Annotated in this window: 19 protein-coding genes; 17 read left to right on the top strand and 2 right to left on the bottom strand. The window is 62.0% G+C overall.

All coding sequences use genetic code 11. The features are described 5' to 3' along the window. The first annotated feature begins 1 nt into the window (after position 1). From ACO54Z_RS05900 to ACO54Z_RS05855, 10 genes are all read left to right on the top strand, one after another. Positions 2–712 carry a DUF3108 domain-containing protein gene (locus ACO54Z_RS05900; RefSeq protein WP_485996187.1) on the top strand — a complete coding sequence of 237 codons (711 nt, stop codon included), beginning with the start codon at positions 2–4 and terminating at the stop codon, positions 710–712. Between the two features lie 4 nt (positions 713–716). Continuing rightward, complete coding sequence (locus tag ACO54Z_RS05895) at positions 717–1,670, top strand: glycosyltransferase (RefSeq protein WP_485996186.1); 954 nt, start codon at positions 717–719, stop codon at positions 1,668–1,670. 2 nt (positions 1,671–1,672) lie between these two features. Continuing rightward, positions 1,673–3,235 (top strand): hypothetical protein, encoded by a 1,563-nt coding sequence (locus ACO54Z_RS05890; protein ID WP_485996185.1) that lies wholly within the window; start codon positions 1,673–1,675, stop codon positions 3,233–3,235. A 31-nt stretch (positions 3,236–3,266) separates the two neighbouring features. Further along, positions 3,267–3,752 carry a tetratricopeptide repeat protein gene (locus tag ACO54Z_RS05885; RefSeq protein WP_485996184.1) on the top strand — a complete coding sequence of 162 codons (486 nt, stop codon included), beginning with the start codon at positions 3,267–3,269 and terminating at the stop codon, positions 3,750–3,752. Positions 3,753–3,792: 40 nt separating this feature from the next. Next, positions 3,793–4,773, top strand: coding sequence for a KamA family radical SAM protein (locus ACO54Z_RS05880; protein ID WP_485996183.1), 981 nt, complete (start codon positions 3,793–3,795; stop codon positions 4,771–4,773). A gap of 637 nt (positions 4,774–5,410) precedes the next feature. Next, positions 5,411–6,799, top strand: a complete 1,389-nt coding sequence (locus ACO54Z_RS05875) for a Fe-S-containing protein (protein ID WP_485996182.1) — start codon at positions 5,411–5,413, stop codon at positions 6,797–6,799. 3 nt (positions 6,800–6,802) lie between these two features. Beyond that, positions 6,803–8,083 (top strand): ABC transporter permease, encoded by a 1,281-nt coding sequence (locus ACO54Z_RS05870; RefSeq protein ID WP_485996181.1) that lies wholly within the window; start codon positions 6,803–6,805, stop codon positions 8,081–8,083. Then, a complete protein-coding gene (locus tag ACO54Z_RS05865; protein WP_485996180.1) occupies positions 8,073–9,203 on the top strand; it encodes an ABC transporter permease in 1,131 nt (376 codons plus the stop codon). The genes ACO54Z_RS05870 and ACO54Z_RS05865 overlap by 11 nt, the downstream gene beginning before the upstream one ends. 4 nt (positions 9,204–9,207) lie before the next feature. Continuing rightward, a complete protein-coding gene (locus ACO54Z_RS05860; protein ID WP_485996179.1) occupies positions 9,208–9,858 on the top strand; it encodes an ABC transporter ATP-binding protein in 651 nt (216 codons plus the stop codon). Positions 9,859–9,964: 106 nt separating this feature from the next. After that, complete coding sequence (locus ACO54Z_RS05855; protein ID WP_485996178.1) at positions 9,965–11,098, top strand: hypothetical protein; 1,134 nt, start codon at positions 9,965–9,967, stop codon at positions 11,096–11,098. Positions 11,099–11,382: 284 nt separating this feature from the next. On the opposite strand, the gene trpE is transcribed toward ACO54Z_RS05855, so the two are convergent. Both trpE and rpe read right to left on the bottom strand, forming a co-directional pair. Then, on the bottom strand, positions 11,383–12,810 hold the full coding sequence (gene trpE / locus ACO54Z_RS05850; RefSeq protein ID WP_485996177.1) for an anthranilate synthase component I: 1,428 nt from the start codon (positions 12,808–12,810) through the stop codon (positions 11,383–11,385). Next, complete coding sequence (gene rpe / locus ACO54Z_RS05845; protein ID WP_485996176.1) at positions 12,807–13,487, bottom strand: ribulose-phosphate 3-epimerase; 681 nt, start codon at positions 13,485–13,487, stop codon at positions 12,807–12,809. The genes trpE and rpe overlap by 4 nt, the downstream gene beginning before the upstream one ends. A 57-nt stretch (positions 13,488–13,544) precedes the next feature. Here rpe and ACO54Z_RS05840 point away from each other — a divergent pair, with 57 nt between their 5' ends. The 7 genes from ACO54Z_RS05840 (at position 13,545) to ACO54Z_RS05810 (ending at position 18,241) form a co-directional block, all read left to right on the top strand. After that, entirely contained in the window at positions 13,545–14,054 is a 510-nt protein-coding gene (locus tag ACO54Z_RS05840) for a hypothetical protein (protein ID WP_485996175.1), read from the top strand. Positions 14,055–14,235: 181 nt separating this feature from the next. Then, positions 14,236–14,967 carry a type III pantothenate kinase gene (locus ACO54Z_RS05835; RefSeq protein ID WP_485996174.1) on the top strand — a complete coding sequence of 244 codons (732 nt, stop codon included), beginning with the start codon at positions 14,236–14,238 and terminating at the stop codon, positions 14,965–14,967. A gap of 18 nt (positions 14,968–14,985) precedes the next feature. Further along, entirely contained in the window at positions 14,986–15,822 is an 837-nt protein-coding gene (gene ypfJ / locus ACO54Z_RS05830; protein WP_485996173.1) for a KPN_02809 family neutral zinc metallopeptidase, read from the top strand. A gap of 11 nt (positions 15,823–15,833) precedes the next feature. Beyond that, positions 15,834–16,058, top strand: a complete 225-nt coding sequence (locus ACO54Z_RS05825) for an AbrB/MazE/SpoVT family DNA-binding domain-containing protein (RefSeq protein ID WP_485996172.1) — start codon at positions 15,834–15,836, stop codon at positions 16,056–16,058. After that, positions 16,048–16,464: a PIN domain-containing protein gene (locus tag ACO54Z_RS05820; RefSeq protein ID WP_485996171.1), complete on the top strand. Its 417-nt coding sequence runs from the start codon at positions 16,048–16,050 to the stop codon at positions 16,462–16,464. Before ACO54Z_RS05825 ends, ACO54Z_RS05820 begins: the two co-directional genes overlap by 11 nt. 102 nt (positions 16,465–16,566) lie before the next feature. Then, a complete protein-coding gene (locus ACO54Z_RS05815; RefSeq protein ID WP_485996170.1) occupies positions 16,567–17,574 on the top strand; it encodes a quinone-dependent dihydroorotate dehydrogenase in 1,008 nt (335 codons plus the stop codon). Between the two features lies 1 nt (position 17,575). Then, the gene (locus ACO54Z_RS05810) at positions 17,576–18,241 is read left to right on the top strand and encodes a hypothetical protein (protein WP_485996169.1); all 666 of its coding nucleotides are present in this window, start codon (positions 17,576–17,578) and stop codon (positions 18,239–18,241) included. Positions 18,242–18,612: the final 371 nt, after the last annotated feature.

Here is an 18,612-nt window from a genome sequence, read left to right as displayed (position 1 = left end):
CATGACCAACACCCTCCGCCCTTTCCTCGCCCTCCTCGCCCTCGCCGCCAGCCTTGGCGCGCAGGCGCTGCAAAGCTACATCGCCGAATACGACCTCAGCGTGCGTGGCGTCGGTGCCGGACGGGTGCGGCACGAAGCCGTCTTCACCGAACGCAGCTACCGCGTCACCGCCGACGGCACTCCATCGCTCGCCGCAAAAATGCTCGGCTTCGGCCAAATCCGCGAAAAAGCCGAAGGCAAAATCGCCGGCGACCGCGTCATCCCCACCTACTACCGCCGCGATATGCAGGGCAACGACAACCAGCACATCTCCTACGACTACGCCAACGCCGTCAATGGCGAAATCCAGGCCATCGTCGGCGCACAAAACAAAACCCTGCGGGTCAATCCGAACGACCCGGCGCTGGACATCCTCGCCCTCGTCGTACAAAGCCTGCTCGACGTCGAACGCGGTCACATCGGCGAGCACAATTACACCCTCATTAACGAAGACCGCGTGCGCAGCTACCAGGTGAACCAGCTGCCGGACGAAACCTGGCAGGACAACAAAAACGGCAGAACCCTCAAAATCAAAGTGTTCCTGCAAACCAGCGGCAACCGCCAGACCAAAATATACTTCGCCGAAGAACCGCTCCGTTTGGTAAAATTACAACAACTCAAGGATGGCGAAAGCCGCTTCAGCCTGAAACTGTTGAATTACAAGCCGCTATAACATAATGAAAGTCCTGCTGATTGCCCCCAAAGACTCGCCCACCTACCTCCAAAGCCTGTACGTTGCCCTGCGCGTACAGGTTGGCACCTGCGACCTCTACGCGCTTAACGACAAACAAAGCGCCGCCCTGCAGGAATTTTTCAACCACTTCGTCAAACTCCAGCATTACGACCGCATCGTGCTGGCGTACAACGGCGACTACATCAGCAGCCACACCCGTTTCCTCCGCACCCTGCCATCGCTGACGATGCTGCGCCTCGAATACGACCCGCCCGAAGCCCGTCGCAAAATGAAAGAAAACTTCTTTGTCATGCCGTGGCTGCGCTGGATCGGCAACGACCTTGCCGTTGCCACCGAATACGGCGGCCAGGGACACGACATCTTCTGGGTACCGCAAATCTACGACCCCGAACACTTCTTCGCCCGCCCCGAAACCAACCCCGTCCCCACCTGTCACATCTACGACGGCCCCGGCGACACCCTCGAAACCCTGCGCGCGGCGCTTGCCGCACAACCGCTCAGCCTCAACCCGCTCGACAAAACCACCCTGTGGCAAGACATGAGTCGCGGCCTTGTCGCACGCGAAGACTTCTTCCTCTACATCCCCGAACACGATCACTACGACCCGACGCCGATGATTCAGGCGATGGCCTGCGGCGCCGTCGTCCTCACCCCCGATCCGGGCAACGACATCCGCCTGCGCTACCGCTGGCGCGATATGCACGACGTCGTCTTCTTTAACAAAACCGAGGAACTCGCGCCGCTCGTCGAAAACATCCTCGCCCAGCCGCACCGCCACACCAGCCTCTCGCAGCATGCCATCTCGCGCGCCAAAACCTTCCAGCCGCAAATCGTGGGCAAACGCATCGGCGAATACCTTGAAACCCCAATCCGCGACCCGGCCAACTACCCGAAAAGCGAGCGCATCTTCGGCTGGGAATTTCGCTTCAAAAACTGACCATGCGCCGCACCCTCGCCGCCTGCTGGCACGGCATCTGGCTCGACCGCCGCCAACAAAGCCTGCTCATCATCACCCTCTCCCTCATCACCTGCCTCTGGATCTGGCTCGAAGGCGGGCGCGTACTGGACGTCGAATCCCTGCAAACCCTCTGGCGCGGCGGCCATCCCCCGCAAGCCCTCATTGACCGCATTAGCCACATCCTCGTCCCGCTCACCCAAACCCCCGAACTGGCACGCCTCGCCACGGGCATCCACCACGGAATCACCACCGCGCTGGCGCCCACCCTGTTTGTGCGCCTGCTCGCCCCGCTTGCCGACAGCCCCGACCTGGCCGTCGCCATCATGGCCATCCTGTCAACCCTCTCGCTCTGGCTCTACTGCCGCCTGTCGCGCCTCATCGGCATCGGCCCGCAAACCACCTTCCTCCTCTTCCTCCTGCTCAACTTCAACCCCGAATACAACGACGTCCGCCTGCAAATCAGCCGCTTCCAGCCGGTACTCATCCTCTGGCTCGCCGGCCTTTACCTCTTCCTTGCCCACTACAAAAACCACATCCACCTCGCTTTCACCGCCTGGGCGGCGACCGCCTGGACCGCGGCACTCTTCGTCCCCATCGCCGCCTTCTGGGCGAGCGGCTTCCCGCTGCTCTTCCTCTTCTGGCCGGGCAGCGGCAACTGGCGCCGCCGCCTGTGCGAACGGGGCCGCTTCCTCCTCGCCTACTACGCCCTCATCGCCCTCGTCATCGCCTGCGTTCCCCAATGGCATAACGCCGCCAGCGGCTGGCTGCCGGAAATCCTGCACCAAATCGACCTCAAGCGAAACGAACTCGCCTTCCTCATCAACGCCAACAACCCGGTCGAACTCGGCATCGGCGAAGGCTACCTCGTCTCGCTCGTCCTCGTCGCCCTGAACGCGCTCAAAACCATGGGGCCGCTCATCGCCATCCTCGTCTTCACCGCGCTTCTGCCCAACCGCGCCACGGGCAGCGTCCTTGAACGGCGCGTGCGCGGCTTCTTCGCCTGCGCCCTTGCCTGGCTCTGGGGCATGGCCGCCTTTGCCTACCTCTACTACGGCACCCTGTCGAGCGACCTCTTCTACACCCCGTTCACCATGCTCACCCTCTGGCTCGTCTCCGGCATCGTCTATGACGCCCTGCAACGCGGCAAAAGCACACGCATCCCGCCCGAACGCCGCCTTGCCCTCATCTGGCTGCTGATAGCCTGCGCGCTGGCGAGCATCATCACCTTCGGCCCCAAACCCGGCTACCTGCGTAAAGCGGGCGAATGGGCGCGCCACCACCCGCCGATGGGCGCCATCTACAGCAACAACCTCACCGTGCTTGCCTACAGCGGCCGCCCGCCCTTCATTGACGGCCCGGCCTACATCGACATGGAACACCCGCTACAAGCCTACTACGACCTCACCCCGGACGACCTGCTCGTCCACATCAAAGGGCGCAAGCAGAACGAACCACAAGACCTCGAACTGTTCGACATCCTCGCCGAATACCAAAACGAACGCGGCGACAAAGCCTACATCCTCCGCCTCAAGCCGGACGAATAAACCCGCGCCAAACCGCCAACCCGGACAACCCATGAAAAAACCAATCCTGACCCTGCTGCTCATCCTGACCACGCTGCCGCTACACGCCGCCGAAAAGCCCGCCTGGAAAGAAGCCGTCGCCGCCATTGACGCGGGCAACCTCGCGCCGATGCAGACACTTGCCGACGCAGGCGATGCCGCCGCACAACACAGCCTCGGCGTCCTGTACGAAAAAGGCGAAGGCGTACCCGCCGATGCCGCGACAGCCGCCGCGTGGTATCACAAAGCCGCCGCACAAGGCTACGCCAGCGCGCAATACAACCTCGCGCTGATGTACCGCGACGGGCGGGGCGTCGCCCGCGATGCCGCGCAGGCACAGCACTGGTACGAACAAGCCGCGGCACAAGGACACGCCAAAGCCCAATACCAACTGGGACAACATTACCGCAACAGCGACCCGCAAAAAGCCCGCGCCTGGCTGGAAAAAGCCGCGGCACAAGACAACGCTGACGCGAAAAAAGCCCTGCAGACATGGTGAAAAACCGGCCTGAACGGGCGTGCCGCAGCAAACAGACCCCATGACCCCCGAAGAACTCGCCCGCCGCGCCAACCTCACCCCCGCCACCCTGCACCGCCTGCTCGCCGAATACCAGTACGCCATGACCGGTGAAATGGCAGGCGCGATGGGCGACGCGTCCGGCGACCCCATCGCCGCCCAGTTTATCCCCGATGCGCGCGAACTCACCATTGCCGCGAGCGAACTGATCGACCCCATCGGCGACGCGTCACACTCGCCGCTGCCCTCGCTCGTCCACCGCTACCCGAACCGCGTCCTCTGGAAAATCTCGCCCGTCTGCGCCGTTTACTGCCGCTTCTGCTTCCGCAAAGAACACATTGGCCGCCGTGGCCAGGCACTGCGCCAACGCGAAACCGCCGCTGTCACCGCCTACCTCGCCGCGCACCACGAAATCGAAGAAATCATTCTGAGCGGCGGCGACCCGCTGACCCTCTCCGATAAAAAACTGCGGCAATGCCTGGCGGCGCTGCATGACCTGCCGCACATCCGCCGCCTGCGCATCCACAGCCGCATCCCCGTCGTCCAGCCCGCGCGCATCACCACCGCGCTGCTCGATACCCTGACCGCCCTGCCGCAAAGCCTGCACCTCGTCGTCCACAGCAACCACAGCGCCGAACTCACCGCCAACGCCCGCGCGGCGCTGCGGCTACTGCGCGAACATGGCGTGATGCTCTACGCGCAAACCGTGCTGCTCAAAGGCGTAAACGCCGACGCGGCAACCCTCGCCGCGCTGATGAACGACCTGCTCGACTGCGGTGTTAAACCCTACTACCTGCACCACCTCGACCTCGCGCGCGGCACCGGCCACTACCGCGTCTCCCTTGACGAAGGCCGCGCCATCGTCAGCGCCTTGCGCCGCCGCCTCTCCGGCATCGCCATGCCAACCTACATCGTCGAAATCCCCGGTGGCGACGGCAAAATTCCGGTGGGCGAACTCACCGCCGCCCAGGAAGCAGAACTGCGCGCCAGCGGTATCTACTGAGAACCTGTTCAAATCCCCCTCCAGCCCTCCCCATATAGGGAGGTAGAACGGCGGGTATTTGAGCGGCGATTGACGTTTTGGTAGCGTCGTAGGGTGGGGCTTGCCCCACCGCCAAAAAGCATCGGCGGCAGCAATGCTTAACCCCACTCCCGGACTCCCCACAGGGGGAGGGGATTCTTTCTTTTTATAGCGATACTCACAAAGTTCTGTACAAGGCGCGCCGCTGAAGACAGTACGCATTTGGGCAGTGTCCTGAAATGTATGCTGTCTCAGGGGGTGATTGAATTGCATTGGCGGTAAAGTTACGGACGCTACCCCCTCCCCAACCCTCCCCCGCTGCGGGTGCTGATGCACCCTGCGAGGGAGGGGGCGAACCGGCGGAATATTGGCAACGCTGGTTTTTGCCGCTTTGCTGGTTGTCAGCATACATTTCAGGACACCATCCGCATTTGTATGGCGCGGCGCGGGTTTCCCTAAAAATGGCTCCGCCATTTTTAGGGTGCCCAGTCAGGCGACGCAACACCGTATGAGGCTTTCGGTGGATGGCTATAACTGGCGCTGACGGGGCGGGTGTTGCCGTAGTCTTACCGGGCGGGACGCGGTAGAATTGCGAGCGTTTCTTGATTCGGGTCGCATTATGAGTCTGTTTTTTTCGTTGTTTGTCCGCTGTTTTTGGCTGCCGCTGTTTGCGGCAGCGGTTTTGTCTGCCGGGCGCACGCCGCAGCCGGGGCGCTGGTTTGCCGGGTTTGTCGGCGGCTTGCTCGCTGGTGCGGTGGCGGTTGCCGCCTTGCCGCAGTCGTCGTCGGCGCTCTTTTGGTTTGCGGCGGTGCGTGGCGCGTTGTTGTTGCTGGCGCTGTTGTTATTGCTGACCCGGCGCGGTTGGGCGTTTGCCGCGTTGTGGTTCGCCGCCGGGTTGCTAGGCGCGGCGCCGTTTTTTGCCGCCCCGGTGATGAGTGCGTTTTCTGCGTCTTCTGTCGTCAATACGTCGTTTATTTTGCATTTTGCCGCCGTGCTGGCTGCCGCTGGCTTGTCGGCGCTGCTCGTGGTGTGGCTGGTGGTGCTGCGTTCGCTGGTTTCGCGCTGGGTGTGGCAATCGCTGGTGGCGCTGGTGGTCTGCACCTGGCTCGCGGTGGCGGCGGTGTGGCTCGGCGCGGATATGGGGATTGCGGCGGTGAAGTTGCAGTGGCTGGAGGTGTCCAGCGGGCTGTTGCGCTGGCTGGCGCGGGCGGAGTTTGTCCGCGCCTGGTTCGGTTATGTGGCGCTGGCCGTGCTGGCTGTGGCGACGCTGGCGGCGCTGGTTTCCGGCTGGTTACCGCGCCGCAGGAGGCTCGCCAGCGCGAAGGTGGCGGCGGTGGAGCGGCGTTTGCTCGTCGCCGATTTGCAACGCGGGCGGCGGGCGGTGTGGCAGGGCGCGTTGGTGTTTGTTTTTGCCCTCGCCACCGCGCTCTTTTGGGATTTGGTCGCCTCGCAACCGCCCGCGTTGTCGAAGGCGACGCCGGTTGAACTCGCCGCTGATGGCGCGGTGCATTTGTCAATTGAGGCGCAGAAGTTGCGCGATGGCGATTTGCACCGCTTCGCCTGGGTGTCGGAGGAGGGCAAGGTGGTGCGCTTTTTTGTGATTGACCGTTTCCCCGGCGAGTGGTCGCCAGCGGTGGTGTTTGATGCCTGTCTGCTTTGTGGTGATACGGGTTATGCGATGCAGGGCGATCAGGTGACGTGCATCGGCTGCGGCGTGCGCCTGTTCCGCCCGAATGTTGGCAAGTCTGGTGGCTGTAATCCGGTGCCGATTGAGGGCTGGTCGCAGGCGGGCGGCGAGATTGTCGTGCCGCGCAAGGGGCTGGAGGCGGGGCTGACGCTGTTCAAGGCGGTGGTGGAGCTGGAGGTGATTGACCCGGTCGATGGCAGCAAGCTGAAGAATACCACCGCGCCGCACCGCTACAGTTATGGCACGAAGACGTATTTTTTCCGCAATGAGGAGAATTATCAGCGGTTTGTCGATAAGCCTGAGGATTTTGTGAAGGAGTAAGTGATGTTTTGGCGGATGATTTTTCAGTTGTGGCGACATGATTTGCCGCGCAAGGCGCTGGCGCTGGTGACGATTTTTCTGGCATCTGCCTTGATTGCCGGGCTGCTCGCGGTGTCGGTGGATATTGGCGACAAGATGTCGCGCGAGTTGAAGTCTTACGGCGCGAATATTTTGATTGAGCCGGCGGGCGGCGCGCTGTTGCCGGACGAGGTCGCCGGGCAGCAGTATTTTCTCGACGAGAAGGTGTTGCCGTCGGTGATGGATATTTTTTGGCGGAACAACATCTACGGCTTCGCGCCGCTGCTTTCCGGGCGGCTGCGCGCGGGGAATGTTGAGGTGGCGGCGCTCGGCACGTTTTTTGATCACCCGCTGGATGTCGCCGACGAGACGAATTTCCACACCGGGCAGAAGGCGGTCAGCCCGTTCTGGCAGGTCGCGGGCGACTGGCCGGACGACAGCGGCACGCTGCCGGACGAGTTTCCGCTGCTCGCGGGCGTGAAGCTGGCAACGGAACACGGCTGGAAAACGGGCGATGTGTTGCCGCTGTCATCGACCGCGCCGGACAGCCCGGTGCGCCACGCGCGCATTGTCGGCATTCTCACCAGCGGCGCGGCGCAGGATAACCAGCTCGTTTTGCCGCTTGCCGCGTTGCAGGAATTGCTGGGACTTTCGGGCAAAATCAGCGCGATACAGGTGGCGGCGATGACCGTGCCGGAGAACGACCTTTCGCGCAAAGCGCACGAAAACCCCTCAGCGCTCGATGCCAAGCAGTACGACCAGTGGTATTGCACCGCCTACGTCTCGACCATCGCCCACCAGCTAGAGGAAACCGTTTCCGGCGCGGTGGTGCGCCCGGTGTGGCAGGTGGCGGCGTCCGAAGGCGTCGTTATCGAAAAAATCCAGCTGTTGCTGATTGTTTGCAGCATCGCCGCGCTGATTTCCGCCGGCATGGGCATCGCCTCGCTCACCGGCAGCGGCATCATGGCGCGCGCCAAGGAAATCGGGCTGATGCGGGCGCTGGGCGCCAAACCGTGGCAAATCGCGCTGCTTTTCTACGCCGAATCGGTACTGGTCGGCGCGCTCGGCGGCCTGCTCGGCTGCGCGGGCGGCGCGCTGCTCGGCTGGGCAATTGGTGCGGCGCTCTTCGGCGCGGCGCTCGGCTTTACCTGGATTGTGGTGCCGGTGGTGGTTTTCGCCGCCGTGCTGATTGCGCTGATTGGCACCTGGTTCCCGGTGCGCAGTATCACCCGCCAAGTCCCCATCGAGGTGCTTTATGAACGCTAACAGCATGAAATGGCTGCTCCTTTTCAAAGCGCTGCGCCTCAAATGGCGGCGCACGCTGGTCATCATCGCCGCCCTTTCCATCGGCGCTGCGATGGTAACGGCCATGGCCGCCGTGTACTTTGATATCAATGAAAAAATGAGCCGCGAACTGCGCTCCTTCGGCGCCAACTTCTACCTCGGCGCAAAAAACGAAACGCCGTTTACCCTTGACCAATACGAAGCCATCATCTCCGCCATGCCGCAGGAGCTGTACCACGCTTCCAGTCCGTATCTCTACGCGGTGGCGCGCAGCGAACGCCAACCCGTGGCGCTGGTCGGCGTGGATTTCCCGGCGCTGCCCGCGCTCGTCCCCTACTGGCAGGTGCAGGGCGGCTGGGTCGGCGTCGCCTTTGACGACCGCAACACCATGCTCGGCAAGGCGCTCGCGGCGCAGCTTGAGCTGAAAGTGGGCGACAGCATCAACCTCGTCAAGGACAACGGGCAGAAAAAAACCTTCCGCGTCAAAGGCATCATCGAAAGCGGCGACGCGATGGACAACGTCATGCTGCTCAACATCCGCGTCGCGCAGGACTGGCTCGGCACACAAGGCGGCATCAGCTACGCGCTGGCGAGCCTTGCCAACGACAACGATGCCGTCACCGCCTACGCAGAAACCCTCTCGCGCGAGTACCCGCAGCTCGACATCCACCCCATCCGCAAAGTCAGCGCCGCTGAAGGACAAATTCTCCACAAAATCAAAGGATTGATGGGCGTCGTCTGCATCGTCATCCTCCTGCTCTCCAGCCTGTGCGTGAACACCTCGCTCACTGCGATGACCCACGAACGCCGCCGCGAATTCGCCCTGCAAAGCGCACTCGGCGCCAGCCGCCGACAAATCACCGCACAAATGATCCGCGAAACCGCGCTGATGGCTGCCGTCGCCGTCGTCATCGGCATCGCGCTGGGGCTTGTCCTCGCGCAAATCCTCGGCGAAGTCGTCTTCCATGCCAGCATCGCGCCGCGCCTGCCGGTCTTCCCGCTCGTCATCGTCCTCTCCGTCGCCATCGCTGCCGCTGCCGTCGCCCTGCCGCTCAAGCGCGTCCTTGCCCTGCAAGCCGCCGACATCCTCAAAGGAGCCTGAACCCATGCAACCCGTCATCCAAACCGTCCACCTCAGCAAACGCTTCGGCGCCGTCACCGCGCTCGACGACGTGAACATCACCGTCGCGCGCGGCGAATTCGTCGCCATCATGGGCTCTAGCGGCTCCGGCAAAACCACGCTGATGAACATCCTCACCTGCCTCGACACCCCCAGCGAAGGCCAAGTCCTGCTGAACGGCACCGACGCCGCCGCGCTTGACGACGAGGCCCGCCGCATCTTCCGCGCGCGCACCATCGGCCTCGTCTTCCAACAATTCCACCTCCTGCCCTACCTCACCGCCTGCGAAAACGTCATGCTGGCGCAGTACTACCACAGCGTGACCGACAAGGCGGCGGCGCTCGCCGCACTGGAACGCGTCGGCCTCGCGCACCGCAGCGACCACCTGCCGAAGCAGCTCTCCGGCGGCGAACAGCAGCGCGTCTGCATCGCCCGCGCCCTCATCAACGAACCGGAAATCCTCTTTGCCGACGAACCCACCGGCAACCTTGACGCCGAAAACGAACAAACTGTGCTGCGCATCTTCGCCGAACTGCACGCGCAGAAATGCACCATCGTCATGGTGACGCACAACCCCGACCTCGGCGCCAAAACCGACCGCATCATCCGCCTGCAACACGGGAGAATCCAAGCATGAAACGCCGTCACCTCATCACCCTGCCGCTTGCCGCCCTGCTACCGCGCGAGCTCTTGGCACAAGCCCGGAACAACATCGCCGCCAAAAAACGGCCGCTGGTGGCTCATTGACCCCAGCGGCAACCGCTGCCTGCACATCGCCGTCGTCGGCCTATACAACAGCGAAACCCAGGCAGCCGCGCCGCCTACCAAAAAAATACCGCAGCCTTGCCGACTGGGCGAACCAAACCACCGACCAACTGCGGGCGCTCGGCTTCAACGGCGCGGGTTGCTGGAGCAGCATCACCGAAATCCGCGCCGCCCACCGCCGCTTAAGCTACTGCGCCTACATCGAACCGATGGGCAAATTCCGCGACGCGCTCAAAGCCCAAGGCGACTTTCAGGGCAAAGTGGGCTGGCAAGGCTACCCCAACGACATCATTCGCGTCTTCGATCCGCGCTTTGATGCGCACATCGAAGCAGAAGCCAAAAAACTGGCGCAATACGCCAACGCCCCCTACTGCGTCGGCTACTTTACCGACAACGAACTGCCGTGGAAAAACGACGCGCTTGACCGCATCCTTACCCACTACCGAGCCCCCGATCCCGGCTACCTTGCCGCACAAAAATGGCTGAACCTGCGCAAAGGACAGCACGCCACCCTGGCCGACATCAACGACGCCGACCGCCAGGCATTTGGCGCCTACTACATCGAAACCTACCTGCAAAAAATCACCCGCGCCACCCGCAAATACGCGCCGGGCAAACTCTACCTCGGTTGCCGATTCAACCAGCACAAAGAAGAACTCGCCAACGAAGCACTCATCCGCACCGCCGGCAAATACATGGACATCCTCTCCATCAACCACTACCACAAATGGCAGCCGGAAGCGTGGCAAATGCAACAATGGGAGCGCTGGTCGGGCAAACCCTTCCTCATCAGCGAGTTTTACAGCAAAGGCGAAGACTCGGGACTTGCCAACGAAAGCGGTGAAGGCTGGATCGTCAAAACCCAAGAAGACCGCGGCTACTTCTACCAAAACTTCATCATCGAACTGCTGAAAAGCCGCGCCTGCGTCGGCTGGCACTGGCTTTCCTACCAGGACAGCGACCCCACATACGGCGGCAACACCCCCTCCAACCGCAACACCAACAAAGGCCTGTACACCTACGACTACCGCCCCTACGACGCCGCCCTCAAACCCATGCAAGAAATCAACAACCGCCTCTACCGCCTCATCGAATACCTCGACCGCAGTTGATCCCTCCAACCCCGGCGCGAAAACCGACCGCATCATCCGCCTGCAACATGGCAGGATTCAGAAATAAGCACCCGCTGCGCGTATAAAAACCCCGCTAATGCGGGGTTTTTTGTGCGCTGTTCCAAAATAGGGGCGGTTAGGGCGAAGCCCGTAACCGCCCGCCAAACGAAACAGGCGGACTCTCTCTCTCTCGCTGCGCGAGCAATAACTTGTCGCTACGCTAACCGCCTCTACGGAAAAAACAGAAAAGGCGGGGAAAACCCCGCCCTTTCCTTTCATCCGTGTCAGTTCAATAACGCCGCCGCCGCGATGAGTGCGCTCGCCTTGTTAATCGTTTCCTGCCATTCGCTGTCGGGGTTGGAATCATAGACGACGCCTGCGCCCGCCTGCGCGTAGAGGCGGCCGCCCTTGATGATGGCGGTGCGGATGGCAATCGCCATGTCCATGTTGCCGCTCCACGACCAGTAGCCGACCGCGCCGCCGTAAACGCCGCGCCGCTCCGGCTCAACTTCGTCGATGATTTCCATCGCGCGGATTTTTGGCGCACCGGAGAGGGTTCCCGCCGGGAAGGTGGCGCGCAGCACGTCCATCGCGTTCACGTCCGGGCGGATTTTGCCCTCGACGTTAGAGACGATGTGCATCACATGCGAGTAGCGCTCAATCACCATTTTTTCGCTGATTTTCACCGTGCCGGTCTGGCTGATGCGGCCGATGTCGTTGCGGCCGAGATCTATCAGCATCACGTGTTCGGCGATTTCTTTTTCGTCCGCCAGCAGTTCTTTTTCCAGCGCCAGGTCTTCTTCTGCCGTTTTGCCGCGTTTGCGCGTGCCGGCCAGCGGGCGCACGGTGACGGTATCGCCCTGTTTGCGCGCCAGTATTTCCGGCGAGGAGCCGATGATGTGGAAGTCGTCCAAATCGAGCAGGTACATGTACGGCGACGGGTTGGTGATGCGCAGCGCGCGGTAGTAATCAAGCGGCGGGTGCGGGAAGGCGCAGCTCATGCGCTGCGACGGCACCACCTGCATGCAGTCGCCCGCCATGATGTATTCGCGGATTTTGCCGACGTCCGCCTTGAAGGCGGTTTCGGGGTAGTGGTAATGCACTTCCGGACGCGCGCCGCCCGCGTTGAGCGAGCGCACTTTGGCGTTGCCGGGGCGGTTGATGGCGTCCACCATCGCATCCAGCCGCGCTTCGGCGGCGGCAATGCCGTTCGGGTCGGCAAGGTCGGCGTGGCTGATGAGGTGGACTTCGCCGCGCAGGTTGTCCAGCACGGCGAGGTCGAGGCTTTGCATGAATAATATGTCCGGCAGGCCGAGCGGGTCGTTCTGCGGGCGCTGCGCCAGGCGTTTTTCGATGTAGCCAATGGTGTCGTAGGCGAAGTAGCCGACGAGGCCGCCGGTGTAGGGCAGGTCAAGCGAAAGCGGCGCCGGACGCAGTGCCGCATGGTATTCGGCAATCCAGGCGAGCGGGTCGGCCACTGTCTGTTCTTCGATGTCGGCGCCGTCGCGGCGGATTTGCAGCTGGTGGTCGCGGATGCGCACGGTTTCGCGCGCGGGCAGGCCAATCATCGAGTAGCGCGCCCAGCGCTCGCCGCCTTCAACGGATTCGAGCAGGTAGGTGTAGGGCGCGTCTGCGAGGCGGTCGTAAAGGGCAACCGGGGTGAGCAGGTCGGCGAGGATGGTGCGGACGACGGGCTGGTGGGTGTAGTTCATGCGCCCGCCTTGGCAATTTCGCCGCGCATGGTGTTGATGACTGCCGCGTAGTCCGGCGCGTTGAAAATGGCGGAACCGGCGACGAACATGTCCGCGCCTGCCGCGGCAATGGCGGCGATGTTGTCCGTTTTCACGCCGCCATCGACTTCGAGGCGAATGTCTCGGCCGCTCTCGTCAATAAGGCGGCGCGCAGCGCGCAGTTTGTCCAGTGCAGAGGGCAGAAACGCCTGGCCGCCAAAGCCGGGATTGACCGACATGATGAGGATGAGGTCGAGCTTGTCCAGGACGTATTCGAGGCAGGAGAGCGGCGTCGCCGGGTTGAACACCAGCCCCGCCTTCATGCCGTGGCTTTTAATCAGTTGCAGCGAGCGGTCAATGTGGATGCTCGCTTCGGGGTGGAAGGAGATGTAGTCCGCGCCCGCCTTGGCAAACTGCTCAATCAGCGCATCGACGGGCGAGGCCATCAGATGCACGTCAATCGGCGCGGTGATGCCGTAATTACGCAGCGCCTGGCAAATCGGCGCGCCAAAGCTGAGGTTGGGGACGAAGTGATTGTCCATCACGTCAAAGTGGATGACATCCGCCCCGGCGGCAAGCACGGCGGCGACATCCTCGCCCAAGCGGGCGAAATCGGCAGACAGTATCGAGGGGGCAATCAGGGGGGGCTGGGCGGGCATAAATTCCTCACGTTCATGTAAAATGTCGCGCCATTCTAGCAACTTCAGGAAACGCCCGTGCAAAACGTGCTCCCCGCCGTGCAAGCCCTCGCCGATGCCGCCGAACCGCTGGCGTGGCTGCGTGCGCAGACCGCCGCCCCGGTATGTGCGGCAAACGCGGCAGCCCTCGCCCTCGCCTGGCCGCTGGAAGGCACGCCTGCGCTGCATGGCGGCCTGCTGCAAGCGCTGACGCTGGCAGTCGCTGAACGTCTGAATGTGCGCCTGCGCCACGACGGCACGCTTTACCGCGACGGCGCTCCCGCCGGGCGCGTCAGCCTCGAACTCACCGCGCAAAACGACGCCAGCCTCGCCCGCCTCACCGCGCCGCTTGCCGACGGCCTCGCCGCCGCGCTGCTTGCCCTGCTCGCCGAATGGAATGACCGCCCTTACCTGCCCGTCGCCAACCGCTGGACAGAATTTGCACTCGACGGCGATATTGACCAAAAAGGGCGGCGCATCGAAATCCAGGGCGGCAAACCCGTCTTTATTGACGACACAAACCCAAACCGGTTGCATGATGACTTATAAATTTCCCTTTCAAGCGCAAATAAACAGTCCCTTCCCCTGCGAAGTGGGGGAAGGACAGGAAGGGGGTGTGAAAATTCGCGAAGCGACAAAATTTCAAAATCTCGTCGCTGCGCGTCACGCATACACCCCAACCCTCCCCCGCTGCGCAGGGGAGGGGGTAAAAGCCGGGTACTAAATCACCATGTATCTCCTCATCGACGCGGGCAATTCCCGCATCAAATGGCTATACGGCAACGCCGTCCCCGGCATCGTCGAAGCCGCCTCCTACAAAGAAGACTGGCGCACCAAACTGTGGCGCGCCTGGCACCTCTTGCCCGAACCGCGCCGCATCGCCATCAGCTGCGTCAATAACGCCAGCATCGAAGCCGAAGTCGCCGCCATCGCCGACGACCTCTGGGGCAAACCGCTGCAAACCTTCGTCGCGCAAAAAGAAACCAACCACACCCTCACCGTCGCCTACGCTGAAGCGCACACCCTCGGCGCCGACCGCTACCTCGCCATGCTCGGCGCGCGCGGCCTGACCCACGAACCGCTCTGCGTCGTCGGCTGCGGCACCGCCATCACCCTGGACGTCGTCGAGCGCGACGGTCAGCACCGTGGCGGCCTCATCCTGCCCGGCATACGGCTGGCCGAAAACGCGCTGCTGCAAAACACCCAAAAACTCCGCCCCATGCGCTGGACGCCGAACCTGCTCGGCACCGACACCGCCGCATGCATCGGCGCGGGTATCCACCACGCCATCCCGGCGGGCATCAACAGCATCATGGACGAACTCGAAACCACCACCGGCCACTACTACCACCGCTTCGCCTTTGGCGGCGACGCACAAATCCTCTTCGGCAACCGCCCCGATTACCGCATCGAACCCGACCTGATGTTCCGCGGCATGATCGACCGCCTTGCCACCGACTAACCCCAACCGGAGACCAACATGGACTGGAAAAACAGCCGACGCAGCGACAACGTCGAAGACCGCCGCGGCTTCAGCGGCACCACCGCTGGCGGTATCGGCCTCGGCGGGCTTGCCATCATCCTCATCGGCTGGATGTTTGGCATTGACCCCGGCACCATGCTGCAATTCCTCGAAGGCAGCCAGAGCCAAAGCCAATACAGCAGCGCGGGCGCGCCACCGGCGAACGACGAAGCCGGACAGTTCTTGAGCGCGGTGCTTGCCTCCACCGAAGACGTGTGGAAACCCGTCTTCAAACAGCACGGCAAAACCTACCACAACCCGACCCTTGTCCTCTTTAACGGGCAAGTCCAATCCGCCTGCGGCGTCAGCAGCAGCGCCACCGGGCCGTTCTACTGCTCCGCTGACCAAAAACTCTACATCGACCCCAGCTTCTACCGCGAAATGCAAAAAATGGGGGCGAGTGGCGACTTCGCCTTCGCCTACGTGGTCGCGCACGAAGTCGGCCACCACGTGCAGAACCTGCTTGGCACCCTCGGCCAGGCGCACCGCTACATGCGCCAGGTGAGCAAAACCGAAGCCAACCAAATCTCGGTGCGCATCGAACTGCAAGCCGACTGCTACGCCGGCATCTGGGGCAACAAACTGGAAAAATACAGCAAAATCCGCCTCGAAGACGGCGACATCCGCGAAGGGCTGAAAGCCGCCGAAGCGGTCGGCGACGACACCCTGATGCAGCGCGCCGGCAGCCGGGTCAATCCGGCAAACTTCACCCACGGCAGCGCCGCCGACCGGATGCGCTGGCTCAACACCGGCCTGCAATACGGCGAAATCAGCAGATGCAATACCTTTGACTGATGGAGGCTGCCATGCAAATCACCCGAAGCGGCAAAGACTTTGCCATCCATATTCCCGCTGCACTTGCCAAAGCCTTAAAGCTGCAAGAAGGCGACCATTTCGATATTGAGGCCGTTGGCGATACGCTCGTTATCCGCAGACGCAGCAAAGAAGATTTCCTCGAACAAGTACGCCAGTTCAGCGGCATCCTGCCCGCCGATTTCCGTTTTGACCGTGAAGAAGCCCATGAACGTTAGACCGGCTTTTGATACCAATATTGTGCTTTACCTGCTTTCCAGCGGCGAGAAACGCGATATTGCCGCAGAACTCTTGAGCGAAGGCGGCACAATCAGCGTGCAGGTACTCAATGAAGTGGCCAATGTCATGCGGCGCAAACAGCACCGGAATTGGGAAGAAATAGAAAAATTTACCGCTCTCCTGGCTTCGGTATGCAGCATAAAATCACTTGACCGGAGGATACAGCAGCAGGGACTTGAAATTGCGCGGCAGCACCAATTCAGCATTTATGATTCCATGATTGTCGCTTCCGCTTACCTGTCGCATTGCCAGATTCTCTATTCCGAAGATATGCAGCATGGCTTTGAATACCGCAGTGTGCGGATTCTCAACCCCTTTTATCGTGCCAATAGCACTCCGCAATAATAGAGACTCCCCATGCCCAAATCCCCCGAAACCCGCATTCATCTGGCAAATCAGCCGCTGCAATACCTTTGACTGACGTCTATTACCCGTAACCGAACCGCCATGAACGCCTACCACTACCTCCGCCCGCTCCTTTTCCGCCTCGACCCCGAACGCGCCCACAACCGCACCCTCGCCCTGCTGGCGCGGATGCCCTCTTTCATGCCGCGCTACCGCGGCGACAAGCCTGTTGAACTCATGGGCTTGACCTTCCCCAACCGCCTCGGCCTTGCCGCCGGGCTGGACAAAAACGCCGTCGCCGTCAGCGCCTTTGACCGCGCCGGTTTCGGCTTCATCGAAGTCGGCACTGTCACCCCGCGGCCGCAGCCGGGCAACCCGCAACCGCGCCTGTTCCGCCTGCCAGAACATGAAGCCATCATCAACCGCATGGGCTTCAACAACCGTGGCATAGACGCCCTCATCGCCCGCCTCGCCGCCACGCCCAGGCCGCACGCATTGCTCGGTATTAACCTCGGCAAAAACAAGGACACGCCTAACGAAGAAGCGCTTACCGACTACCGCATTGGCCTGCAAAAAGCCTGGGCGCACGCCGACTACCTCACCATCAACATCTCCTCGCCCAACACCGCCGGACTGCGCGAGCTGCAACACGGCGCGGCATTGCGCGAACTGCTCGCGGGCATCAAGGCCGAACAACAGCGCCTCACGGTCGAAACCGCGCGCCGCGTGCCGATTGTGGTCAAAATCGCGCCCGACCTTGACGACACCGCGCTTCACGCCACCCTCGACACCATTGCCGAAGCGGACATGGACGGCATCATCGCCACCAACACCACCCTCGACAAAAGCGCGGTTGAACACCACCCGCACGGCGGCGAACAAGGCGGCCTCTCCGGCGCACCGCTCACCGCCGCCAGCACCGCCATCGTGCAAAAAATCCGTGCGCACCTGCCGCATATCGCCCTCATTGCCTCCGGTGGCGTAATGAGCGCCGCCGATATGCAGGCAAAACTGGATGCGGGCGCCGACCTCGTGCAAATCTACAGCGGCCTCATCTACCACGGCCCGCAACTGGTGCGCGACTGCCTGCGCCAACTGGAGCACGGCTGAAATGTCCGGCTTCCTTCGCATCCTTTGCCTTGCCGCCACCGTCGCCAGCCTCCCCGTCCGGGCTGACGACGACCGCACCGCCACGGCTGCACAATTACAACAGGTCAAAAACTGCCAGGCGACGCGCTACAGCCTGAAAACCATGCTCTACCACGAGGATTTCAACATCCCGATGTGTACCGATTTTGGCGACCCCTTCGTACGCGATGCCTTTCCCAAAGAAATCAGCGAACCGCAACAACGCGCGCTGCTGGACGCGCTGGTACAGTCGCTGGACATCACCTTTACCGAAACCGATACCAACATCAAAGCACACGGCGGTTTTGACCACTATGGCGGTATGCCGTACGACCGCAGCGACGGACACATGACCGAGAGTGAAATCACCCTGCATTGCGCGGACGGCCAGCGATACCAGCTCCACTTTCGCGATAGAACCTTTTACTTCAAGGACCATCCGGCGGTAGAGATGGCAGCCATCACCATGGACGGCGAGCGCGCGTTTTATATGCCCGCCGCCGTGATTGACCAGCTGATGAACGCCGTCACACAACTGGTCAGCCGGGAAGAAGCACACGCCTGGTACAAAAAAATCGGCGTTATCGGGCCGGATGACATTTGGCCGGGGCGCAAAAAAAGCCTGTCCCTGGCACCAGAAAACCCATAAGCATCAAGCCCCCTTGAGCGCATCGTCCTGGCGCTCCCGCGTCTATAGCAATCCTCACAAAACCCTGTACGGCGTTGCGGGTACCAGCGCGTATTGTCTTCATCTAAACCGGTCGTAGGGTGGGGCTTGCCCCACCATTTTCATTTCGGAGATTTGCGACAAAGCAGAGGCGACACAACACAGTTATGGGGCTTTCGGTGGATGACTATAAATTCCGGTAACGGTTATTGCGACTGCCGCCGAACGGCTCCCTCCCCCTGTGGGGGAGGGCTGGGGTGGGGTTTATCAATCCGCGCGCCGATGGACTGTAGCGAGTGTAGGGTGGGGCTTGCCCCACCATTTTCATTTCGGAGATTTGCGACAAAGCAGAG

This window comes from Cardiobacterium sp., from assembly GCF_057314735.1.
The sequence above is the reverse complement of the archived record's forward strand: the minus strand, read 5'-3'. Positions and strand labels throughout refer to the sequence as shown.